The sequence below is a fragment of the Streptomyces sp. NPDC005423 genome (genome assembly GCF_040606415.1).
Classification (GTDB): domain Bacteria; phylum Actinomycetota; class Actinomycetes; order Streptomycetales; family Streptomycetaceae; genus Streptomyces.
In genome coordinates this window covers 62,344-79,946 of sequence record NZ_JBEXET010000040.1, presented here as the reverse complement: position 1 = coordinate 79,946, position 17,603 = coordinate 62,344, and the positions used below count along the sequence as shown (strand labels likewise).

The window sequence follows — 17,603 nt, the reverse complement described above, 5'->3', positions numbered from 1 at the left end:
ATCAGCAGCGCCATCACGCCGCCGATCAGGAAGAACACGAACGACGTGACCAGATACAGCGTGCCGATCGTCTTGTGGTCCGTGGTCGTCAGCCATTTGATGCTCTTGAGGTCTCTCACGCCCCGTCTGTGTCCGCGCCCGGCCCGCACGTCACACTGGGGCGGCGCGACGAGAATCACGGAGACAGGTGTGACGATCGCGGGGCTGCCGGACATGAACGGAACATGAGCAACGACGAGACCTTCGCCGCTGCCTATCGCGAGCACTACTGGGCGGTCAGCCGCTATGTTGCGCGGCGACTGGACGGGCGGCCGGACGAGGTCGAGGAAGTGGTGGCGGACGTCTTCACCGTCGCCTGGCGGCGCCGCGGCGACCTGCCCGCGGCTCCGCTGCCCTGGCTGTACGGGGTGGCGCGCAACTGCCTCGCCAACACGGTGCGCGGCCACGGGCGGCGCCGACGGCTCCTGCACCGGCTGGGCAACGACGAGACCGCGCACGGCCGCCAGGTCGTCGACGGTCCCGGCGCCGACACCCCCGGCGCCTGGGTCCACGAGGCGCTGGCCCGGCTCTCCGCGGCCGACCAGGAGGTGCTGCGCCTGACCGCCTGGGAGGAACTGGCCGTCGACGAGGTCGCCGTCGCCCTCGGCTGCGGTACGCGCGCGGCGGCGATGCGGCTGCACCGGGCCAGACACCGGCTGAGAGCCGAGCTCGACCAGCTGGGCCCGACGACCACCCCCGCCCGGACCGGGGCCGGAGCGCGTCTCCCGGCCCCTGCTCGCCCCGTCGGCGCGACGACCCCCTCGAAGGACCACGGCCATGGCTGACGAACTCGACCTCCTGCGCGCGGCCAACCCGGCGCCGACGGACGGCCCGTACTACGGCGACGGGCCGCTCGACCAGCACGCCGAACGGCGACTGAGGCGGCTGCTGCACACGCCGGCGCCGCGTCGCCGGCTGATCTGGGGCCTCGCGGTCGCCGCCACCGTCGCCGCGACGGTGGCCGGTCTGCTGCTCGGCGGCCCCACGGTCGCCCCGGCGGTGGCGGCCCCCCGACCGCTGGTGGTACGGGCCGAGTCCACCCCCGTGACCCTGGCGGAGCTGGCCGGACGGGCGCGGGCGGCGGCCGACGGGGCTCCCGCACTGCGCAAGGGGACACATGTGCAGTCCTGGAGCATGGGGATGTCCGACGACAAGCCGCCGATCACGCTGCCCGAGGAGCGCGTCGTGCGCTGGCGGGCGGACGCCGGCCACACCGAGCTGGTCGTCGCCACCGATCCGCGTCGTCCCGGGCGGCCGGTGCTCACCGACGACGACGGCGCACCGCACGCGGTCCACGACGGCCATGTCCTCAGCGACCGTACCTATCCTCCGAGTTGGAGCGACGCCCCGCCAAATGCCCGCCCACCACGTGACGTGGCGGGACTGCGCGCGTACCTCCAGGAGACGGCGTACCGCGACTCGGCCCTGACCACCTCCGAACTGCTCGACGCCGTACAGGAGTTGCTGGACCACTGGACGCTCGGCGGGGCCGAGTCCGCCGCGCTGGCCCGGCTCCTCGCGGACACCGGAGGGCTGCGGCCCGCCGGGCAGGTCACCGACCGGCTGGGCAGGCCCGGCCAGGCGTACGTCTGCGCGGGGTCCGGCACCACCCGGCGCCTGCTGATCATGGACGCCACCACCGGAGCGGTCCTCGGCCTGGAGACCACCTTCACCAGGCCCGACCCCCGCTACGGCGTCAAGGCGGGCGACGTCATGGATTACAGCGCCTGGATGCGCTGATCGGGGCCGGGCTGCTCGGGGCGCCGGTCACGGCCCGCGGTCGGCCCGGCCGAGGGCTCTACCGGCACCGCAGCCGCCGAGTCCGCCCCGCGCCTACCGCGGGAGGCGGGTGGGCCGGGCGGCCCGTGCCACCGAGCGCAGCAGCGCCGCGGACGCGCGCGGGCCCGCCGCGGAGACCGGTCGCGGCCGTCGCGGACCCGCCCGACCCGTGCGCGCGGTCAGGGTCCGGCTCATCCGCGCGGTGATCCGGACCCTCGGCGTACCGCCCCGGTGCCGCTATTCGTCCCAAGCCTGGATCATCGTCTGCCGGGTGATCCTGCCGTCCCGCAGCATGAGCATCGACTCCGCGAGAACGCGGACACCGTCGGGGTACTGGCACGACTCGGCGTAGGCGACGCGGTCGCCCTGCACCACGCACTCCTCCAGTTTGTGCGTCATGTCGCGGCTGTAGACGTCGTCGAGCATGGCGCCGATCTCGTCACGGCCGTGCAGCACCTTGGGGTTGCTGGGCTGCGCGGTGTGGTCCACGACGTGGATCTCGGCGTCGTCCGCGTAGAGCGACAACAACGTCGTCGCGGTCTGTTCCTCTATGCCCCGGCGCAGTGCTTCGGTGTCGAAGACGGGGCTTGGTGCGGTGACCATGGTGACCTCCTCCGAGGACCGCGGCCCGAAGCGGAGCGGGCCGCGTAGGGCCTCTGTTCCGAGCCTCCTCCGCCACGGCGGCGTCGGCAAGCGCAGCCGCCGCGCTCCTCCTGACGGGTGAGCCGGACCGGGCGCCCGTGACCGTCCGGGGACCGGTCCCGTTGCTGAAGACATGATCTCAACACGTCGTATCGCAGCCGCCGTTGGTTTCGCCGTCGGTGTCACCGGCCTCGCCGCACCGATGGCGAGCGCCGCCGCGGCGGCGCCCCAGGACACCGGCAAGATCCATCCCCTCGCCATGATCGACGCGCTCGCCACGAGCGAGGTCCCCGCCGACCACGCGGCGCGGCTCCCGAAGATCTCCCAGCAGCTCGCCGGTCTCAGTCACCTCAACGACCTCAACCAGCTGCACCAGCTCACCGACCTCGCCGCCCCGGTCACCGGCCTGCTCCCCGCCGTCCAGTACTGACCCCGGTCGCACCGCCCCCGCTGAGAAACACCCCCCCGCGTCACCCGGCCGTCGCCAGGAACTGCGTGGCCGCCAGCTCCGCGTAGAGCGGATCGGCGGCCACCAGCTCCTGGTGGGTCCCGACGGCGCGGACCCGGCCCCCGTCCATGACCACGATCCGGTCGGCCATCGTCACCGTGGACAACCGGTGCGCGACCACCAGGACCGTCGTCGTACGGGCGACATCGGCCACGGTGTCGCGCAACGCCGCCTCGTTCACCGCGTCCAGCTGCGACGTCGCCTCGTCCAGGAGCAGCAGCCGCGGACGGCGCAGCAGGGCCCGGGCGATCGCGACGCGCTGACGCTCGCCGCCCGACAACCGCGTGCCGCGGTGCCCCACCAGCGTCTCTACGCCCTTCGGCAGCCGCGCGACCAGACCGTCCAGGCGGGTCGTCCGCAACACCCGCGTCACCGCGTCCTCGTCCGCCTCCGGATTGCCCAGCAGCAGATTGTCGCGCAGGGAACCCGACAGGACCGGCGCGTCCTGCTCCACGTACCCGATGGCGGACCGGAGCGGGGGCAGCTCCCAGTCCGCGAGGCCGCGGCCGTCCAGCGTGATCACCCCGGACTCCGGGTCGTAGAAGCGCTCGATGAGGGAGAACACGGTGGTCTTGCCGGCGCCGGACGGACCGACGAACGCCGTCATGCCGCGCGCCGGCACGTCGAACGTCACCCCGTGATGCACGTACGGCAGATCCTCGGCGTACCGGAAGCGCACGTCGGTGAAGCTGAGCGCGGCGGGTTCGGCGCCCGGCACCGGCAACTCGGCGGGCGGGGAAGGGGGTTCGGCCGGGAGGCGCAGCGCCTCCTGGATGCGGGCCAGGGCCGCGGCGCCCGTCTGGTACTGGGTGACCGCGCCGACGACCTGCTGGATCGGTGACATCAGGTAGAAGACGTACAACAGGAACGCGACCAGCGTGCCGATGCCGATCGCACCGGTCGCGACCCGCGCGCCGCCCACCGCGAGCACCGTGATGAAGGCGATCTGCATCGCCAGACCGGCCGTGTTCCCGGCCGCCGCCGTCCACTTGGCGGCGCGCACGCTCTGCCGCCACGACTCCTCGGCGGCCGCGTGCAGGGTCCGTTCCTCGTGGTGCTCGGCGCCGGACGCCTTCACCGTGCGCAGCGCGCCCAGGGTCCGCTCCAGCGAGGCGCCCATCGCCCCGACCGCGTCCTGCGCCTGCCGGGCGGCCCGGTTGATGCGCGGCACGATCATGCCGAGGACCGCGCCCGCGCCGAGGATCACGGCCATCGTGACGCCCAGCAGCACCGGGTCCACCAGGCCCATCATGACCACCGTCGCCACCAGCGTGAGACCGCCGGTGCCGAAGCCGACCAGCGAGTCGGTCGTCACCTCGCGGAGCAGGGTGGTGTCCGAGGTGATCCGGGCCATCAGGTCACCCGGTTCGGTGCGGTCCACGGCGGAGATCCGCAGCCGCAGCAGATACGACGACAGGGCGCGCCGCGCGCCCAGCACCACCGACTCGGCGGTCCGCCGCAGCACATACGAACCCAGCCCGGCCAGCACCGTGTTGGAGACCACCAGCGCCGACATCAGGAGCAACTTGCCTGTGATGGCGCGGTGGTGGGACAGGTCGTCGATGAGGCCGCGCGCCACCAACGGCAGCAGCAGTGCCGTGCCCCCGGTGACCAGCGAGAGCAGCGCGCCCGCCAACAGGGCCCAGCGGTGCGGCCGTACGTAGTCGAGGAGCAGCCGCCACGACGGCGCTCCGCTCGTCGTCTCTGCGATGCTCACGGCGCTCCTCGGGAGTCGGCGAAGCACCCAGGCTACGTCGGCGCCCGCGTCCCACGGCCCGCGCCCCCGGCCGGGAATCCCGCGCGACGGGGGCACGGCGGACGGTGTCGCGGGCGGGTTCCCCTCGCGCATTCCCGCCGGGCCCGCACGAACGCCCGGCCGCACTGCGGCGCGGCGACCGGGCGTGCGCCCGGGTGCCCGGAGCCCGCGGTCCGACGCCACTCCGACGCCTACCCGCCCGCCGGCCGGTCGGAGGTCGCACCCGCCCGCCATGGGACCCGCGGCGTGACGCCGGCGGTGGGCGCCGCCCTCGACCCGGCGCCGCGGCACGCCCTACCGCACCGCCCGCACGCCCTCGCCGGGGCGGCCCGGTCCGCCCACGTGCCCTTACCGATCAGTCACGCGTAGGGTCGGGGACAGGGACAACGGCCGACGGAAGGGTTCAGCACCATGGCGCAGGAAGTTCGGGGTGTGATCGCACCGGGCAGGAACGAGCCGGTCCGGGTCGAGACGATCGTCGTACCCGATCCGGGCCCGGGCGAGGCCGTCGTGCGCGTCCAGGCCTGCGGGGTCTGCCACACCGACCTGCACTACAAGCAGGGCGGCATCAACGACGAGTTCCCCTTCCTGCTCGGCCATGAGGCGTCCGGCACCGTGGAGTCGGTCGGGGAAGGGGTCACCGATGTGGCACCCGGCGACTTCGTCATCCTCAACTGGCGTGCGGTGTGCGGCAGTTGCCGGGCCTGTCTGCGCGGCCGGCCCTGGTACTGCTTCAACACCCACAACGCCGAGCAGCGGATGACGCTCGCCTCGACCGGTCAGGAGCTCTCCCCGGCGCTGGGCATCGGCGCGTTCGCCGAGAAGACCCTGGTCGCCGCCGGCCAGTGCACCAAGGTCGACCCGGCCGTCTCCCCGGCGGTCGCCGGCCTGCTCGGCTGCGGGGTGATGGCCGGCCTCGGCGCCGCCATCAACACCGGCAACGTCGGCCGCGGCGACACCGTCGCGGTCATCGGCTGCGGAGGCGTCGGCGACGCCGCGGTCGCCGGGGCGAACCTGGCCGGCGCGGCACGGATCATCGCCGTAGACATCGACGACCGGAAGCTGGAGAAGGCCCGCTCCATGGGCGCGACGCACACCGTCAACTCCAAGGAGACCGATCCCGTCGAGGCCATCCGCGAGCTGACCGGCGGCTTCGGCGCCGACGTCGTCATCGAGGCGGTGGGCCGCCCCGAGACGTACAAGCAGGCGTTCTACGCCCGTGACCTGGCCGGCACGGTCGTCCTCGTCGGCGTCCCCACCCCCGAGATGAAGCTCGAACTCCCCCTGCTCGACGTCTTCGGACGCGGTGGTGCGCTGAAGTCGAGCTGGTACGGCGACTGCCTGCCCTCCCGCGACTTCCCGATGCTGATCGACCTGCACCAGCAAGGGCGCTTGGATCTCGGGGCGTTCGTGTCCGAGACGATCCAACTCGACCAGGTGGAGCAGGCGTTCGAGCGCATGCACCACGGTGACGTGCTCCGCTCGGTGGTGGTGTTCTGATGGCCGTACGCGTCGAACGCCTCGTCACCTCCGGCCTGTTCACCCTCGACGGCGGCAGCTGGGAGGTGGAGAACAACGTGTGGATCGTCGGTGACGACCACGAGGCCGTCGTCATCGACGCGGCCCACGACGCCGACGCCATCGCCGAGGCGGTCGGCGACCGCAGGCTGACCGCCATCCTCTGCACCCACGCCCACAACGACCACATCGACGCGGCCCCGGCCCTCGCCGACCGCACCGGCGCCACCATCTGGCTGCACCCCGACGACCTGCCCCTCTGGCGGCAGACCCACCCGGACCGCGACCCCGACGCGCATCTCAGGGACGGCCAGGTGATCGAGACGGCGGGTGTCGACCTGACGGTGCTGCACACCCCCGGGCACGCGCCCGGCGCGGTCTGCCTCCACGACCCGGCCCTCGCGACCGTCTTCACCGGCGACACCCTCTTCCAGGGCGGCCCCGGCGCCACCGGCCGTTCCTACTCGCACTTCCCGACGATCATCGACTCGATCCGCGACCGCCTGCTGACCCTCCCGCCCGAGACGAAGGTCCGCACGGGTCACGGCGACGGCACGACGATCGGCGCCGAGGCGGCACACCTGGAGGAGTGGATCGCCCGGGGACACTGAGCCCGCTCCGTCAGGGCGGGAGCGCTCCGGCCCCCCCGCCCGACGCGCCGAGTGCTCCGGCGGCGGCGTCAGGCCGGTCAGGTCAGTGGGTCACGCTCTGTCGGAGCACCCGGCGGAGCCAGCGGAGGCGGGTGTCGCGTGCGTCGAGGCTGAGCGCCGCCTGGGGTGCGAAGGTGTCGAATCCGTGGAAGGCGCCGGGCCAGACGTGCAGTTCCGCCTGGCCACCGGCCTGCCAGATGCCGTTGGCGTAGGCGATGTCCTCGTCCCTGAACATCTCGGCCGACCCGACGTCCAGGTAGGCGGGGGGAAGGCCGGACAGGTCCGTGGCGCGAGCGGGAGCGGCGTAGGGCGGCACGTCCGCGGTGCCGTACGCGTCACCCAGCAGCGCCTGCCACATGGTCGCGCTGGACACCCGGTCCCCGGTGCCGATGCCGTTGAGCTGGTGGCTGGAGAAGGTGGTGCCGCGGTCGTCGAGCATGGGACACAGGAGGAGTTGCCCGATCGGCTCCGGCCCGCCCCGGTCACGGGTCAGCAGAGCGAGCGCCGCGGCGAGCCCGCCGCCGGCGCTCTTGCCCCCGATGACGACGCGCTGGGCGTCGACGCCCAGCGCCCGCGCGTTCTCGACGGCCCAGACCAGTCCGGTGTAGGAGTCCTCCAGCTGCGCGGGGTACCGCGCCTGAGGTGCCAGCCGGTACTCGACGGAGATGACGGCCAGCCCCAGCGGGAGGGCCCAGTCGGCCAGCAGCCGCGGCAGCACGGACCACGGGTTGCCCATGACCATTCCTCCGCCGTGCAGGTAGTACAGCAGCGGAAGCGGCCCGGTGAGTCCGGCCGGCCGGGCGCTCACCAGGGTGACGTCCGGCTCGCCGGGCCGGCCCGGCACCTGGAGTTCCTCGACCTCGAAGCGGCCGTCGGCGCGCAGCTCCGAGAGTGTCGGCCTCGGCCGGGCAGCGGCGTCGCGCTCCTGTCGTGCCACGAGGTTGTCAGCGGTCAACGGCACCCTCACCGAGCCCGCCCCGAGTCCCTTGGCCGACAGGGCGGCACCCAGTTCGGCGTCGAAGGGAGGTGCCGGAGCGCCCTCCGCAGTGGAGTCGGCCGCCGGCGACGAGCCCTTGACACGCATGACGCTCCTCCTGTCGGGCGGGAGGCCTCGGTACGGGCAACCAGCCGCCACGGCAGCCTACTTGACAGCGCCTGTCCACCACCGGCTCGCGCGTCCTGCTCACCCCGGAACCGGGCCCCGTCGCTCCGTACGACCGTCAGACATGGTGCCGATGAGGGAAGGGAGTTGGTGAGGGAGCACGACCATGGGCGCACGGCAGGCGCGGAGTTGATCGTCGCGGCAGTACGTTCGGGCGTATGACGGACACAACACGGTTCCAGGGGTACGGAGTTCTGGTCACCGGCGCGGCGCGCGGCATCGGTGCGGCCGTCGCCCGGCGGCTCGCCGAGGAGGGGGCCAGGGTCCTGGTGACCGACGTGGACTTGCCCCCGGCGGAGCAGACGGCGGCGGCGCTGCGTCAACGGGGCCTCGGCGCCGAGGCGTTCGCCTGTGACGTGGGGGACAGGGCGGCGGTCGAGCGGGCCGTCGCCCACGCGGTGGCGGCCTTCGGGGCGCTCGACGTACTGGTCAACAGCGCGGCCCACTGCACGGCCGACACACCGCTCTTCGAGGACGGCCCGGACGAGGTGTGGGCCCGCGACCTCGACCTGACGCTGACCGGCCCGTACCGCTGCTGCCGCGCCGCCCTCCCGCACCTGGTCACCTCGGGACGCGGTGCCATCGTCACCATCGGCTCGGTGAACGGCTCGCAGGACTTCGGCAACCAGGCGTACAGCGCCGCCAAGGCCGGACTCGCCTCGCTGACCCGCACCCTCGCCGGACACGCGGCCCCACGGGGCGTCCGGGTCAACCTGGTGGTACCGGGGACCGTACGGACCTCGGCGTGGGAGGGCCGCGAGTCCGACCTGGAGGCGGTGCGCGGACTGTATCCGCTGGGCCGGGTCGGCGAGCCCGAGGACATCGCCGCCGCGGTCGCCTTCCTCGCCTCGCGCGACGCCGCCTGGATCACCGGCACGTCGCTCACCGTGGACGGCGGACTCACGGCCGTCAACACGGGGTTCCGGCAGGCGATCGGCCAACCCGGCCGATTCTGACGGCTGTTGGGGCTTCGTCACTGCTCCACAGCCGCGGCGACGGCGGACAGCACCCGGTCGGTGTCGGCCTCGGACGTACGCCAGTTGCTGAACGCGGCCCGCAGCGCGGGCGTCCCGGCGTAGACCGTCGGGGTCAGGAACGCCTCGCCGGAGACGGCGACCGACTCGGCGAGGGCGGCCGTCCGCTCCGGCGTGGGGTGCGCGTCGAGCGCGAAGCAGACGACGTTGAGGCGGACCGGGGCCAGCAGGCGCAGACCCGGCACGGCGGCGATGCCGTCGCCGAGGCGGCGGGCCAGGCGCACGTTGCGCTCGACGATCTCGCGGTGCCCCGAACTGCCGTACGCCAGCAGGGAGAACCACGCCGGGAGGGCGCGCAGCCGACGGGAGTTCTCCGGGGTGAGATGGAGGAAGTCGGGTTCGCCGCCGGGGCGGCCGAGGTAGGGCGACGCGTTGTGGAACACCCTGGTCTGGAGGTCGCGGCGGCGGGTGAACTGGACGGCCGCGTCATAGGGCACGTTCAGCCACTTGTGGAGGTCGACGCAGACGGAGTCGGCCGCGTCGAGTCCGTCGACGAGCTCCGCGTAGGCGGGGGAGAGGGCGGCGAAGCCGCCGAACGCGGCGTCCACGTGCAGCCAGAAGTCGTGCCGCTCCCGGAGCGCCGCGATCGCCCGCAGCTCGTCGAAGTCGACGGTGTTCACGGTGCCGGCGTTCGCCACGACGATCGCCGGGCGGCCGTCCAGCGCGGTCAGCGCGGAGTCCAGGGCGGCCACGTCGACGGCCTCCCGGTTCCCGGCGAGGACGGGTACGGACCGCAGCCGGTCGCGGCCCAGGCCCAGCACCGACAGGGCTTTGCCGATGCTGGAGTGCGGGCTGCCGGACAGTACGTCGACCGGCCCGAGCGCGGCGACGCCGTCCCGGGAGACATCGACGCCCAGCCGCTCGCCCAGCCACTCACGGGCCACGGCCAGCCCCACCGTGTTGGACACGGTCGCCCCGGTCACGAACGCCCCGCTGTGCGCCTCGCCCAGCCCGAACAGCTCGCGCAGCCAGGCCACGGTCTCCCGCTCCAGCGCCGCCGCCCACGAACCGGCCGCCCCGGACGCGTTCTGGTCGTACACGCTGGTGAGCCAGTCCCCGGCGACCGAGGCGGGTGTCGCGCCACCGGTGACGAAGCCGAGATAGCGCGGCCCCGCCGACCCCGACAGCCCGGGCGCCCACCGCTCGGCGAACCGGGCGAGAGCCTCCGCGCCGCCGACCCCCTCCACCGGCAACGGCTCCCGGCCGGGCGCGCTGTCGAGCCGGACGACCGGCCGTTCGGTCACCTCGGTGACCTCTCGGGCGGCGATGTCACGGGTGGACCGGAGGAGGTGGGGGAGCCGCGCGAGGTCGTCGGCGAGTGTGCGGTGCATGGGGGCAGCGTAGGGCGGGGCGACGGCCGGAGTATCGGTGCACTCGCGGTCAGGTGGACCGATACTCCGGCCGCCCTCCTCGCGCGCTTCCTCCCCGCACGTCGGTCACGACCGACCGGCGCGACGCACCTGGGGGTCAACTTCCGCTCAGGGGGGCCGTCTTCCGCCGCACCCTCTGAACGGCGCAGAATGTCACCGTTTCGTCGCGGTCGGTCCGGGGCCACAACCCTCCCGCCCGCACACCGGTCCAACTGGCGGAAGTCCGCTTCGGCAGTCGTTCCGGCAGTCGTTTCAGTCAAGGGGAGGGTTCGACATGGGGGACATGCGCAGACGAGGTGCCGTCGTGCTCGGCGTCACGGGGCTGGTGGCACCGCTCACGCTCGCGCTGGGCAGCGCTCCGGCACAGGCCGCGAGCTGTACGACGCAGGCGGGGCCGTACCAGAAGCAGGTGGAGAAGTTCCTGGGCCGGCCGGTCGACGGCAAGCAGTCCGCCGCCGACTGCAAGGCCACCCAGGCCTTCCAGACCAAGCACGGCATCACCCCGAACATCGGCTACGCGGGCTCCGTCACCTGGGGCGTGATGGACCTGATGAACAAGCAGAAGGCCGTGGGGAGCAACCCCAACAGGGCCGGCCGGTGCCCCGTGAACAAGGGCCGCATCGCCTGTGTCGACCTCACGCTCCAGCTGAGCTGGATCCAGGACGGCAGCCGGCTCGTCTACGGGCCGGTCCCGGTGCGCACCGGGCGCGACGGGTACGAGACCCGCACCGGCCTGAAGAAGATCTACTGGCGGGACATCGACCACGTCTCCACCATCTACAACGTGTCCATGCCCTACAGCCAGTTCTTCGACGGCGGCCAGGCCTTCCACTCGGTCGGCCTGAGCATGTGGAACCCGCCCGGCTCGCACGGCTGCGTCAACATGACCACGACCACCGCCAAGAAGTACTGGTCGCTGCTGAAGAACGGCGACGACGTCTTCGTCTACGGCCGCAAGCCGGGCACCTGACGGTCGGCCCACGGCCAGCCGCGCCGGCACTCCGAGCGCTCCTGCTCGGTGTGGGCCAGGTGTGAAATCCGTTACAGGGCTTGACAGATGGACGTGATCAGCGACACGGTCCGGAATGTCCGGTTCACTGGTGATTACTCACTTCGCCTTCACGTCCGGCGCCGTATGCTTCACACCATGTCCACCAGTGTTGAATCAGCCACCGAGCGATCGGCGGCCGAGGTCAACGAGGAGATCAGGGCCCTGTGGCTCCGGTCGGGCGGGACACTGAGCGGCGAACAGCGCGAGGAGTATCAGCGGCTGGTCCTGGAGTGGGCCGCCGCGGCTCCGCAGTCGGACAGGGCGGCCTGAGGGCCGCCCGGCCCGGCATGGAGCACCTCGTCGAGACCTCGCCGCCGGCTGCCGCTCGGCTCACCGGCTCTCCTCGTGACCCCGGTCACCCCGGTCACCCCAGTCACCTCTGACACATAGGTCATCCCCACATCGCCGCGTGGTGACGGCGGTAGTCCTTGCGATCCTGTTCCGCGCGGATCCAGCGCGTCGCCACCAGCGCGATCAGACTGCCCGCGATCACCAGCAGACCCGGCCCGATGTTCTTCGGGTCGGTGAGCCGCGACGCCAGCGTGGCGGACTGCTCGGTCCCTCCCGTCACCGGCGTCGCCGATCCCGGAGTGGCCGCGTTGGGTGCGATCGCGCTGTGCGTCGCCGAGGCGGACGGCGTGGGCGCCCCGGACTGGGCCGCGGCCTGAGTCGACACGATCAGCTTGACGTCGAGCGCGGTCAGCGCCTTGGTCACCGGCTGGAAGAACGTCGTACCGCCCGTCTTGCAGTCACCGCTGCCGCCCGAGGTCACACCCAGCGCCACCCCGTTCGCGAACAACGGGCCGCCGCTGTCGCCCGGTTCCGCGCACACCGTCGTCTGGACGAGACCGGTGACCGTGCCCTCGGGGTAGTTCACCGTCGCGTTGAGCGCCGTCACCTGGCCGTCGTGCAGCCCGCTCGTGCTGCCGCTGCGGAACACCTTCTCCCCGACGGCCGCGTCGGCCAGCCCCGTGATGTGCACCCCGTTGCCGTTGCCGATCGCGACGACGTCGGCGCCGTCGCCCGCCGAACCGCTGGCGTACTGCACCAGGGAGAAGTCGTTCCCGGGGAAGTTGTCGGAGACCGTCTTGCCCAGCTGCTCGTTGCCCTGGTTGTCCCCGAACCAGATCGAGCCGACCGGCCCGCAGTGCCCGGCCGTCAGGATGAAGTCGCTCTGGCCGTTGGTCACGTTGAAGCCCGCCGAACAGCGTCCGCCGGTCGACAGGATCGGCTGCGCGCCGTTGAGGCGGGTGGTGAACTTCCCCTGGGTGCGCTCCATCCGCACCGACACCCCGGCTCCGTTCGCCACCTTCGTCAGCCGGGACCAGTCGGCGGCGGAGACACCGCTGTCCCCCTGCACCAGAATCTGGTTGGTCCGGTAGTCCACCGCCCACGCGGTGCCCGCCACCTTGGGCGCCGAACCCAGGCTCTGCGTAGCCGAGTTGAGGTCGTTCATGCTGTACTTCACGATCTTCGCCTCGGCGCCGGCCGCCCGCACAGTGGCCGCGGCCCGCTGATCGGTCACCGCGACGACGGTACGGCCCCGGTCGTCCAGCCAGTTGCCCGCCGTACGGGCCGTGCCCAGCTGGGAGACGAGGGCGGCCCCCTTGTCGGCCGACGTCTGCGACGACTTCAGGGCCGCGGCGGACGTATCCGGAGCATCACTGGCCATGGCCGCCTGGGTGACCATCGCTCCGCCCAGGAGGAGTCCGCCGACTGCCGCCAGCCGTGTCACCCGCCGGACGACCCGTCGTCGTGCGTGCCTCATGCCTGGCTCCCGAACCCCGAACGCGCGGTGGTGACACCGCGGGGCCCTCCGGTCGTCGAGCGCCCAACCTCCATACGTGGCCCGGCGCCCAGGTGTTCACCACGCGGACGATCCGTTTCCGGCGGAGCCTCGCCGGGCAGCCGCCGACCGGGGCAGCCGCGCGTGCCCGCCCCCGACCGGCCGCACCGCCGGAACCGCGGGCCGTACTTGGGCGCGGCTGCCATGATGGGCCCATGCGTGTGCTGCTGCCGGTTCCCGACCATGACTTCGACGTCACCGAAGTGGCCGTGCCCTGGCGGCTGCTGACCGACGCCGGGCACGAGGTCGTCCTGGCCACCGAGCGCGCCGGGACCCGGCCCGCCGCCGATCCACGGCTGCTGACCGGCGTGCTCCTCGGGCAGCTCGGCGCGGCGGACGAGCCCAAGCGGTTCTACCAACAGCTCACCCAGGCACCCGAGTTCACCGCCACGCTCGGCTGGGCGGAGGTGGACGTGACCGGCTTCGACGGACTGCTGCTGCCGGGCGGCCACGCGCCCGGTATGCGCCAGTACCTGGGCTCGGCCCAACTGCGGGACGCGGTGCGGCGGTTCTGGGCGCTGGGCCGGCCGGTCGGCGCCATCTGCCACGGCGTCCTGGTGCTGGCCCGCACTGAGGACCCGGCCACCGGACGCAGCGTGCTGGCCGGCCGCCGTACGACCTGCCTGCCCAAGTACATGGAGCGGGCCGCCTACTTGAGCACGGCCTGGCGCCTCGGTCGCTACTACCGGACCTACCCCGCCTACGTGCAGGACGAGGTACGTGCCGCTCTCGACGACCCGGGCGACTTCGAGCGCGGCCCCAGGACCCTGACCCGGCGCGGCACCGCGAGCGACGACAGCCACGCCTTCGTCGTACAGGACGGCACCTATCTGTCCGCCCGGTGGCCGGGGGACGCCTATCTGTTCGCGCGCCGCTATCTCGACCTGCTCGCCGCGTCCGCCGGTGCCTAGACTGCACCATGGACGAGACGTCGCGGGCCCGCCTCGGTGCGGGCAAATACCTGCTCATCACCAGCTATCGCAAGAACGGCACCGGGGTCGCCACCCCGGTCTGGGTGGTGCCCGACGGTGACGCCCTCGGCGCCTGGAGCGCCGCCGACGCCTGGAAGGTCAAGCGGATCCGGGCCCGGCCCGGCGTCCTCGTCGGCCCCTGCGACGTGCGCGGCAACCCGACCGGCGACCAGGTGCCCGCCACGGCCGAGATCTGCGACGCGGAGACCACCGCCCGCTACCGGACGCTGATCGCCCGCAAGTACGGCGTCACCGGCCGCCTCGTCCTCCTCGGCAGCCGGCTGCGCCGGGGCACGCGGGGCACGGTCGGCATCCGCGTCACGCTCACTCCCTGAGCGGCTCGTCGCGGAGCACCGCACAGAGATGAACGGCGCGTCCCTGCCGCCGAGTTGAGCGGTGCGGCAAGGGGCCGCGACCCGAGAGCCGCGACCCCTTCGGCCCCGCGTGCCGGAGAGTCCTACGGCGCGTCGAGCACCGTGCCGCTCAGCACCGGACCACCCTGCTGCGGCCGGCCCGAGTCGTCGAGGGCCTCCATGCGCACCGACTCCGCCGGTTCCGTCACGCGGTCCGTCACCGTGGGGACGCTCACCTCGGCGTCGGTCGCGCCCGCCGGGACGGACACCCACAGATAGAGGGGTGGCGCGGACAGCGGCCGTTGCGGATCGGGCGACTCGCCGGTGTTGTCGGTGAACCAGGCCGGGTCGACGTCCTTGGTGGACAACTCCGCGCCGGAAGTGACCGGTTGGGCGGCGAACAGCATCCCCACTTCGGTGTCGGCCGCCGCGGAGAGCGACACCCGCCACTTCAGGGGCTGTCCCTCGGTGACCCGGTCGGCGACCGGTGTCGCGGTGAGCGTGGGCATCGGGTCGTCGTTCCGCGCGGTCACACCGCCCCGGTACGCGCCGATCACGGCGGTGTGGACCGCCTTCACGAAGACGTCGTGCGCGACGTCGTAGTCGTAGCGGGTGTTGCCCTTCACCTGGACCTGTACGGCGATGTCGTGGCCGCCGGGCCGGACCGTCACCAGGCGGGAGACGGCGCCGCCGGTGCCCGGGTCGGCGACGTACACCCGTACCCGGCCGCTGCCCCGGCCGGACACCTGTACCGGCACCTGGTAGGTCCGGACGCCCGAGTCGCCCTCGTCGACGGTCAGCCGGCCGATGTCGACCCGGGGGAGCGCGGCGGCGGTCACGGCCGGGGTGCCGGGGCGCCAGGCCCAGGCGTCCATCAGCCAGGCCCGGCCGGAACGGGTGCGCGAGGTCAGTTCCATGGACATGACGCTGTGCGTGTCGAGGCCGGCCCGCGAGGCCGCCGACAGCGGAACGCGCACCTCACGCGCCCAGTACGAGGTGGTCCGCTCGCTCCCGGGCAGCCCGTCGACGCGGACCTGGCCGAGGGTGGCGTGCCGCCCGGAGGCGTCGGTGACCGACACGTCCCACTGCGTGCCGCTGGTGTTGGGCGGCACGATCAGCCGCAGCGTGAGCGCTTTGGCGCCGCCCAGGGAGACGGGCCGGTGCGCGGTCACCCGGGTCACGGACCCGGTGGCCGACCAGTGCAGCGCGATCGCGTGCCGGCCGGCCTCCTTCTCGGCGTCCCACTGGGCGAAGTGCGGCGAGGCCCCGCGGGTTCCGTCGCCGAGACAGGCGACGGCCGGGTCGGGGTCCACAGCCGAGCAGAACCGGCCGCCGGTCACCGTGGTCCCGCCGTCGGGCAGGAGCCCGGCGCCGCGGCCCGCGCCCACCGCGTGGGTGAGGACGCGCGCGGGGTCCGCCGAGGGAGCGCGGCGCCCGGAGCCGTCCAGGAGTTGACGTGCCCGGTCGTCACCGGCGACGAAGAGCCGGGCCGCCGTGGCGATGTAGGCGGACCCGGCCCGGTGCTGCTGGTCGGCGGTCAGCCGGGTGGCGGTGCCCGGTGAGCAGACCGGGTCGCGCCGGTCGGGGTCCTCGTAGAAGTCGTCCTCCGCGGGCGCCTGCGCCTGGCCCGGGGTCCACTCGGTGTTGAAGAAGTTGTGGTCGGCGCCGACGACGTAGACGGCGCTGTGCAGGGCGGCTCCCCGGCTGACGCCTCGGGTGCCGTCCACGTAGACCTCGCCCTGGAGGTCGGAGACGTCACCGTCGCAGCCGGGCAGGATCGTCACGGAGGGCACGTCGGCCACGGGGTTCTGGCCGAAGATGGTCGGCCCGATGAGGACGGTGCCCCGGATGTGCCAGCGGACCGGGCCGTGGTAGCCGTCCTGGTCGGCGGGGGGCGGGTACAGGCTGTCCATGGCGGCCCGGTTGACGCCCTCGCCGCCGCGTGAGTGTCCCACCAGCAGCACCCGGGACAGGTCGGCGCGAGGTGCCGTGCGTACGGCGGCCGGGGCCGAGTCCGGGTGTGCGGACCAGTCGGCCCAGTGCGCCAGGTGCAGCCGCACCAGCGACGAACGGGCCTGTGCCCCGCCGTCGTCGACGTCCCCGTCCTGGCCGTTGATCCCGTTGGCGGAGACGGACACCGTCACATAGCCCTGGGAGGCCAGCAGGCGCTGGTCGCGCAGGTAGCCCCGGTAGCTGGGGACCGGGGCCGTGCCGGCCGGGCAGGGCCAGTCGCCGGTCACGTCACCGTGCGGCCGGAAGCAGGTGTAGTGCCGGCCGTGCAGGAACAGCGCGAGGGGGCGCTTGCCCGTGGCGCCCCGCGGTGCCACCACCACGGCGCGCATCTCGACGGGTTGCGGATACCCGGGCAGCCGCACCGGGTCGAGGGTGTACTCACCGGTGGTCGTCCGGTAGGAGCCCGGCTCGCCGGGGTCGACGGTGGCGGCCGGGAGCGGTGCCGGCGAGTGCGCGACGACCGATGAACGAGGCTTCCGGGTACGGGAGTTGGTGCCGGTCACGTCCAACCGCCGTCCGCTGGACAGCACCTGAAGGTCCGTCAACTGCGCACCGCGTACGCCGTCGAGGCGGAGACGGAACGTGCGCCCGTCCCTGCCCGGTGCCGGTACGCCGAGCAGCCGGCCGCCGGCGTGGAACTCGACGCGCGCGTCCCCCATGGGGACGGTCCGGGGCGAGCGCCAGACCAGTTCGGGCGCGGCACCCCTCGCGGCGCTGATCCGCCATCCCGGGGGAAGACCGTCGGCGGCCGTGACGGCTGCCGCGTCCGCCGGTGGCACCGCCCGTGCCGGCCCCGACACTCCTCCCGCCACCGCGAGCACCGTCGCGGCCGTGACCCATATTCGCCGGGCACGGAACAATGTTCCCCTCCTCAACACCCATGCTGGGGCGCCCCGTCGGTCCCGGGGACC

General features: G+C 73.3%; 16 protein-coding genes and 1 pseudogene. 10 read left to right on the top strand and 7 right to left on the bottom strand.

Translation table 11 applies throughout. The features are described from left to right. Positions 1-215, bottom strand: a pseudogene (locus tag ABZT12_RS31150) (cytochrome ubiquinol oxidase subunit I); the annotation flags it as partial. A 9-nt stretch (positions 216-224) separates the two neighbouring features. Between ABZT12_RS31150 and ABZT12_RS31145 the strand changes: the two are divergent. Continuing rightward, on the top strand, positions 225-824 hold the full coding sequence (locus ABZT12_RS31145) for a sigma-70 family RNA polymerase sigma factor (protein WP_356390712.1): 600 nt from the start codon (positions 225-227) through the stop codon (positions 822-824). Then, positions 817-1,779, top strand: coding sequence for a CU044_5270 family protein (locus tag ABZT12_RS31140; RefSeq protein WP_356390710.1), 963 nt, complete (start codon positions 817-819; stop codon positions 1,777-1,779). The genes ABZT12_RS31145 and ABZT12_RS31140 overlap by 8 nt, the downstream gene beginning before the upstream one ends. A gap of 276 nt (positions 1,780-2,055) precedes the next feature. Here the strand turns inward: ABZT12_RS31140 and ABZT12_RS31135 are convergent, their stop codons facing one another. Next, entirely contained in the window at positions 2,056-2,421 is a 366-nt protein-coding gene (locus ABZT12_RS31135) for a nuclear transport factor 2 family protein (protein WP_356390708.1), read from the bottom strand. A gap of 172 nt (positions 2,422-2,593) precedes the next feature. Here ABZT12_RS31135 and ABZT12_RS31130 point away from each other — a divergent pair, with 172 nt between their 5' ends. After that, positions 2,594-2,890: a hypothetical protein gene (locus ABZT12_RS31130; protein ID WP_356390706.1), complete on the top strand. Its 297-nt coding sequence runs from the start codon at positions 2,594-2,596 to the stop codon at positions 2,888-2,890. A 40-nt stretch (positions 2,891-2,930) separates the two neighbouring features. On the opposite strand, the gene ABZT12_RS31125 is transcribed toward ABZT12_RS31130, so the two are convergent. Then, positions 2,931-4,685, bottom strand: a complete 1,755-nt coding sequence (locus ABZT12_RS31125; RefSeq protein WP_356390704.1) for an ABC transporter ATP-binding protein — start codon at positions 4,683-4,685, stop codon at positions 2,931-2,933. A gap of 450 nt (positions 4,686-5,135) precedes the next feature. On the opposite strand from ABZT12_RS31125, the gene ABZT12_RS31120 reads away from it, so the two are divergent. Continuing rightward, entirely contained in the window at positions 5,136-6,224 is a 1,089-nt protein-coding gene (locus tag ABZT12_RS31120; protein WP_356390702.1) for an S-(hydroxymethyl)mycothiol dehydrogenase, read from the top strand. Next, the gene (locus ABZT12_RS31115) at positions 6,224-6,853 is read left to right on the top strand and encodes an MBL fold metallo-hydrolase (RefSeq protein ID WP_356390700.1); all 630 of its coding nucleotides are present in this window, start codon (positions 6,224-6,226) and stop codon (positions 6,851-6,853) included. Before ABZT12_RS31120 ends, ABZT12_RS31115 begins: the two co-directional genes overlap by 1 nt. A gap of 82 nt (positions 6,854-6,935) precedes the next feature. Here ABZT12_RS31115 and ABZT12_RS31110 read toward each other — a convergent pair whose 3' ends face one another. Next, positions 6,936-7,976, bottom strand: a complete 1,041-nt coding sequence (locus ABZT12_RS31110) for an alpha/beta hydrolase fold domain-containing protein (RefSeq protein WP_356390698.1) — start codon at positions 7,974-7,976, stop codon at positions 6,936-6,938. Positions 7,977-8,212: 236 nt separating this feature from the next. Here ABZT12_RS31110 and ABZT12_RS31105 point away from each other — a divergent pair, with 236 nt between their 5' ends. Further along, a complete protein-coding gene (locus ABZT12_RS31105) occupies positions 8,213-9,010 on the top strand; it encodes an SDR family NAD(P)-dependent oxidoreductase (protein ID WP_356390696.1) in 798 nt (265 codons plus the stop codon). 17 nt (positions 9,011-9,027) lie between these two features. Here the strand turns inward: ABZT12_RS31105 and ABZT12_RS31100 are convergent, their stop codons facing one another. Continuing rightward, positions 9,028-10,419 carry a pyridoxal-dependent decarboxylase gene (locus tag ABZT12_RS31100; RefSeq protein WP_356390694.1) on the bottom strand — a complete coding sequence of 464 codons (1,392 nt, stop codon included), beginning with the start codon at positions 10,417-10,419 and terminating at the stop codon, positions 9,028-9,030. A gap of 313 nt (positions 10,420-10,732) precedes the next feature. Here ABZT12_RS31100 and ABZT12_RS31095 point away from each other — a divergent pair, with 313 nt between their 5' ends. After that, the gene (locus ABZT12_RS31095) at positions 10,733-11,428 is read left to right on the top strand and encodes a L,D-transpeptidase (RefSeq protein WP_356390692.1); all 696 of its coding nucleotides are present in this window, start codon (positions 10,733-10,735) and stop codon (positions 11,426-11,428) included. A 165-nt stretch (positions 11,429-11,593) separates the two neighbouring features. Beyond that, positions 11,594-11,779, top strand: a complete 186-nt coding sequence (locus tag ABZT12_RS31090) for a hypothetical protein (protein ID WP_356390690.1) — start codon at positions 11,594-11,596, stop codon at positions 11,777-11,779. 121 nt (positions 11,780-11,900) lie between these two features. Here the strand turns inward: ABZT12_RS31090 and ABZT12_RS31085 are convergent, their stop codons facing one another. Then, positions 11,901-13,277, bottom strand: coding sequence for a S1 family peptidase (locus ABZT12_RS31085; RefSeq protein ID WP_356390688.1), 1,377 nt, complete (start codon positions 13,275-13,277; stop codon positions 11,901-11,903). Positions 13,278-13,510: 233 nt separating this feature from the next. Here ABZT12_RS31085 and ABZT12_RS31080 point away from each other — a divergent pair, with 233 nt between their 5' ends. Together ABZT12_RS31080 and ABZT12_RS31075 are read left to right on the top strand one after the other, a co-directional pair. Continuing rightward, complete coding sequence (locus ABZT12_RS31080; protein WP_356390686.1) at positions 13,511-14,266, top strand: type 1 glutamine amidotransferase domain-containing protein; 756 nt, start codon at positions 13,511-13,513, stop codon at positions 14,264-14,266. Positions 14,267-14,274: 8 nt separating this feature from the next. Then, positions 14,275-14,661, top strand: a complete 387-nt coding sequence (locus ABZT12_RS31075) for a PPOX class F420-dependent oxidoreductase (RefSeq protein WP_356390684.1) — start codon at positions 14,275-14,277, stop codon at positions 14,659-14,661. A 122-nt stretch (positions 14,662-14,783) separates the two neighbouring features. On the opposite strand, the gene ABZT12_RS31070 is transcribed toward ABZT12_RS31075, so the two are convergent. Then, on the bottom strand, positions 14,784-17,552 hold the full coding sequence (locus ABZT12_RS31070; RefSeq protein ID WP_356390682.1) for a hypothetical protein: 2,769 nt from the start codon (positions 17,550-17,552) through the stop codon (positions 14,784-14,786). Positions 17,553-17,603 lie beyond the last annotated feature (51 nt).

What these genes read in the sequence shown, in the direction of transcription:
- ABZT12_RS31145 (WP_356390712.1), top strand. Translation starts at nt 225, where the DNA reads ATGAGCAACGACGAGACCTTCGCCGCTGCCTATCGCGAGCACTACTGG.
- ABZT12_RS31115 (WP_356390700.1), top strand. Translation starts at nt 6,224, where the DNA reads ATGGCCGTACGCGTCGAACGCCTCGTCACCTCCGGCCTGTTCACCCTC.
- ABZT12_RS31105 (WP_356390696.1), top strand. Translation starts at nt 8,213, where the DNA reads ATGACGGACACAACACGGTTCCAGGGGTACGGAGTTCTGGTCACCGGC.
- ABZT12_RS31130 (WP_356390706.1), top strand. Translation starts at nt 2,594, where the DNA reads ATGATCTCAACACGTCGTATCGCAGCCGCCGTTGGTTTCGCCGTCGGT.
- ABZT12_RS31080 (WP_356390686.1), top strand. Translation starts at nt 13,511, where the DNA reads ATGCGTGTGCTGCTGCCGGTTCCCGACCATGACTTCGACGTCACCGAA.
- ABZT12_RS31090 (WP_356390690.1), top strand. Translation starts at nt 11,594, where the DNA reads ATGCTTCACACCATGTCCACCAGTGTTGAATCAGCCACCGAGCGATCG.
- ABZT12_RS31110 (WP_356390698.1), bottom strand. Translation starts at nt 7,976, where the DNA reads ATGCGTGTCAAGGGCTCGTCGCCGGCGGCCGACTCCACTGCGGAGGGC.
- ABZT12_RS31100 (WP_356390694.1), bottom strand. Translation starts at nt 10,419, where the DNA reads ATGCACCGCACACTCGCCGACGACCTCGCGCGGCTCCCCCACCTCCTC.
- ABZT12_RS31135 (WP_356390708.1), bottom strand. Translation starts at nt 2,421, where the DNA reads ATGGTCACCGCACCAAGCCCCGTCTTCGACACCGAAGCACTGCGCCGG.
- ABZT12_RS31085 (WP_356390688.1), bottom strand. Translation starts at nt 13,277, where the DNA reads ATGAGGCACGCACGACGACGGGTCGTCCGGCGGGTGACACGGCTGGCG.
- ABZT12_RS31095 (WP_356390692.1), top strand. Translation starts at nt 10,733, where the DNA reads ATGGGGGACATGCGCAGACGAGGTGCCGTCGTGCTCGGCGTCACGGGG.
- ABZT12_RS31140 (WP_356390710.1), top strand. Translation starts at nt 817, where the DNA reads ATGGCTGACGAACTCGACCTCCTGCGCGCGGCCAACCCGGCGCCGACG.
- ABZT12_RS31120 (WP_356390702.1), top strand. Translation starts at nt 5,136, where the DNA reads ATGGCGCAGGAAGTTCGGGGTGTGATCGCACCGGGCAGGAACGAGCCG.
- ABZT12_RS31075 (WP_356390684.1), top strand. Translation starts at nt 14,275, where the DNA reads ATGGACGAGACGTCGCGGGCCCGCCTCGGTGCGGGCAAATACCTGCTC.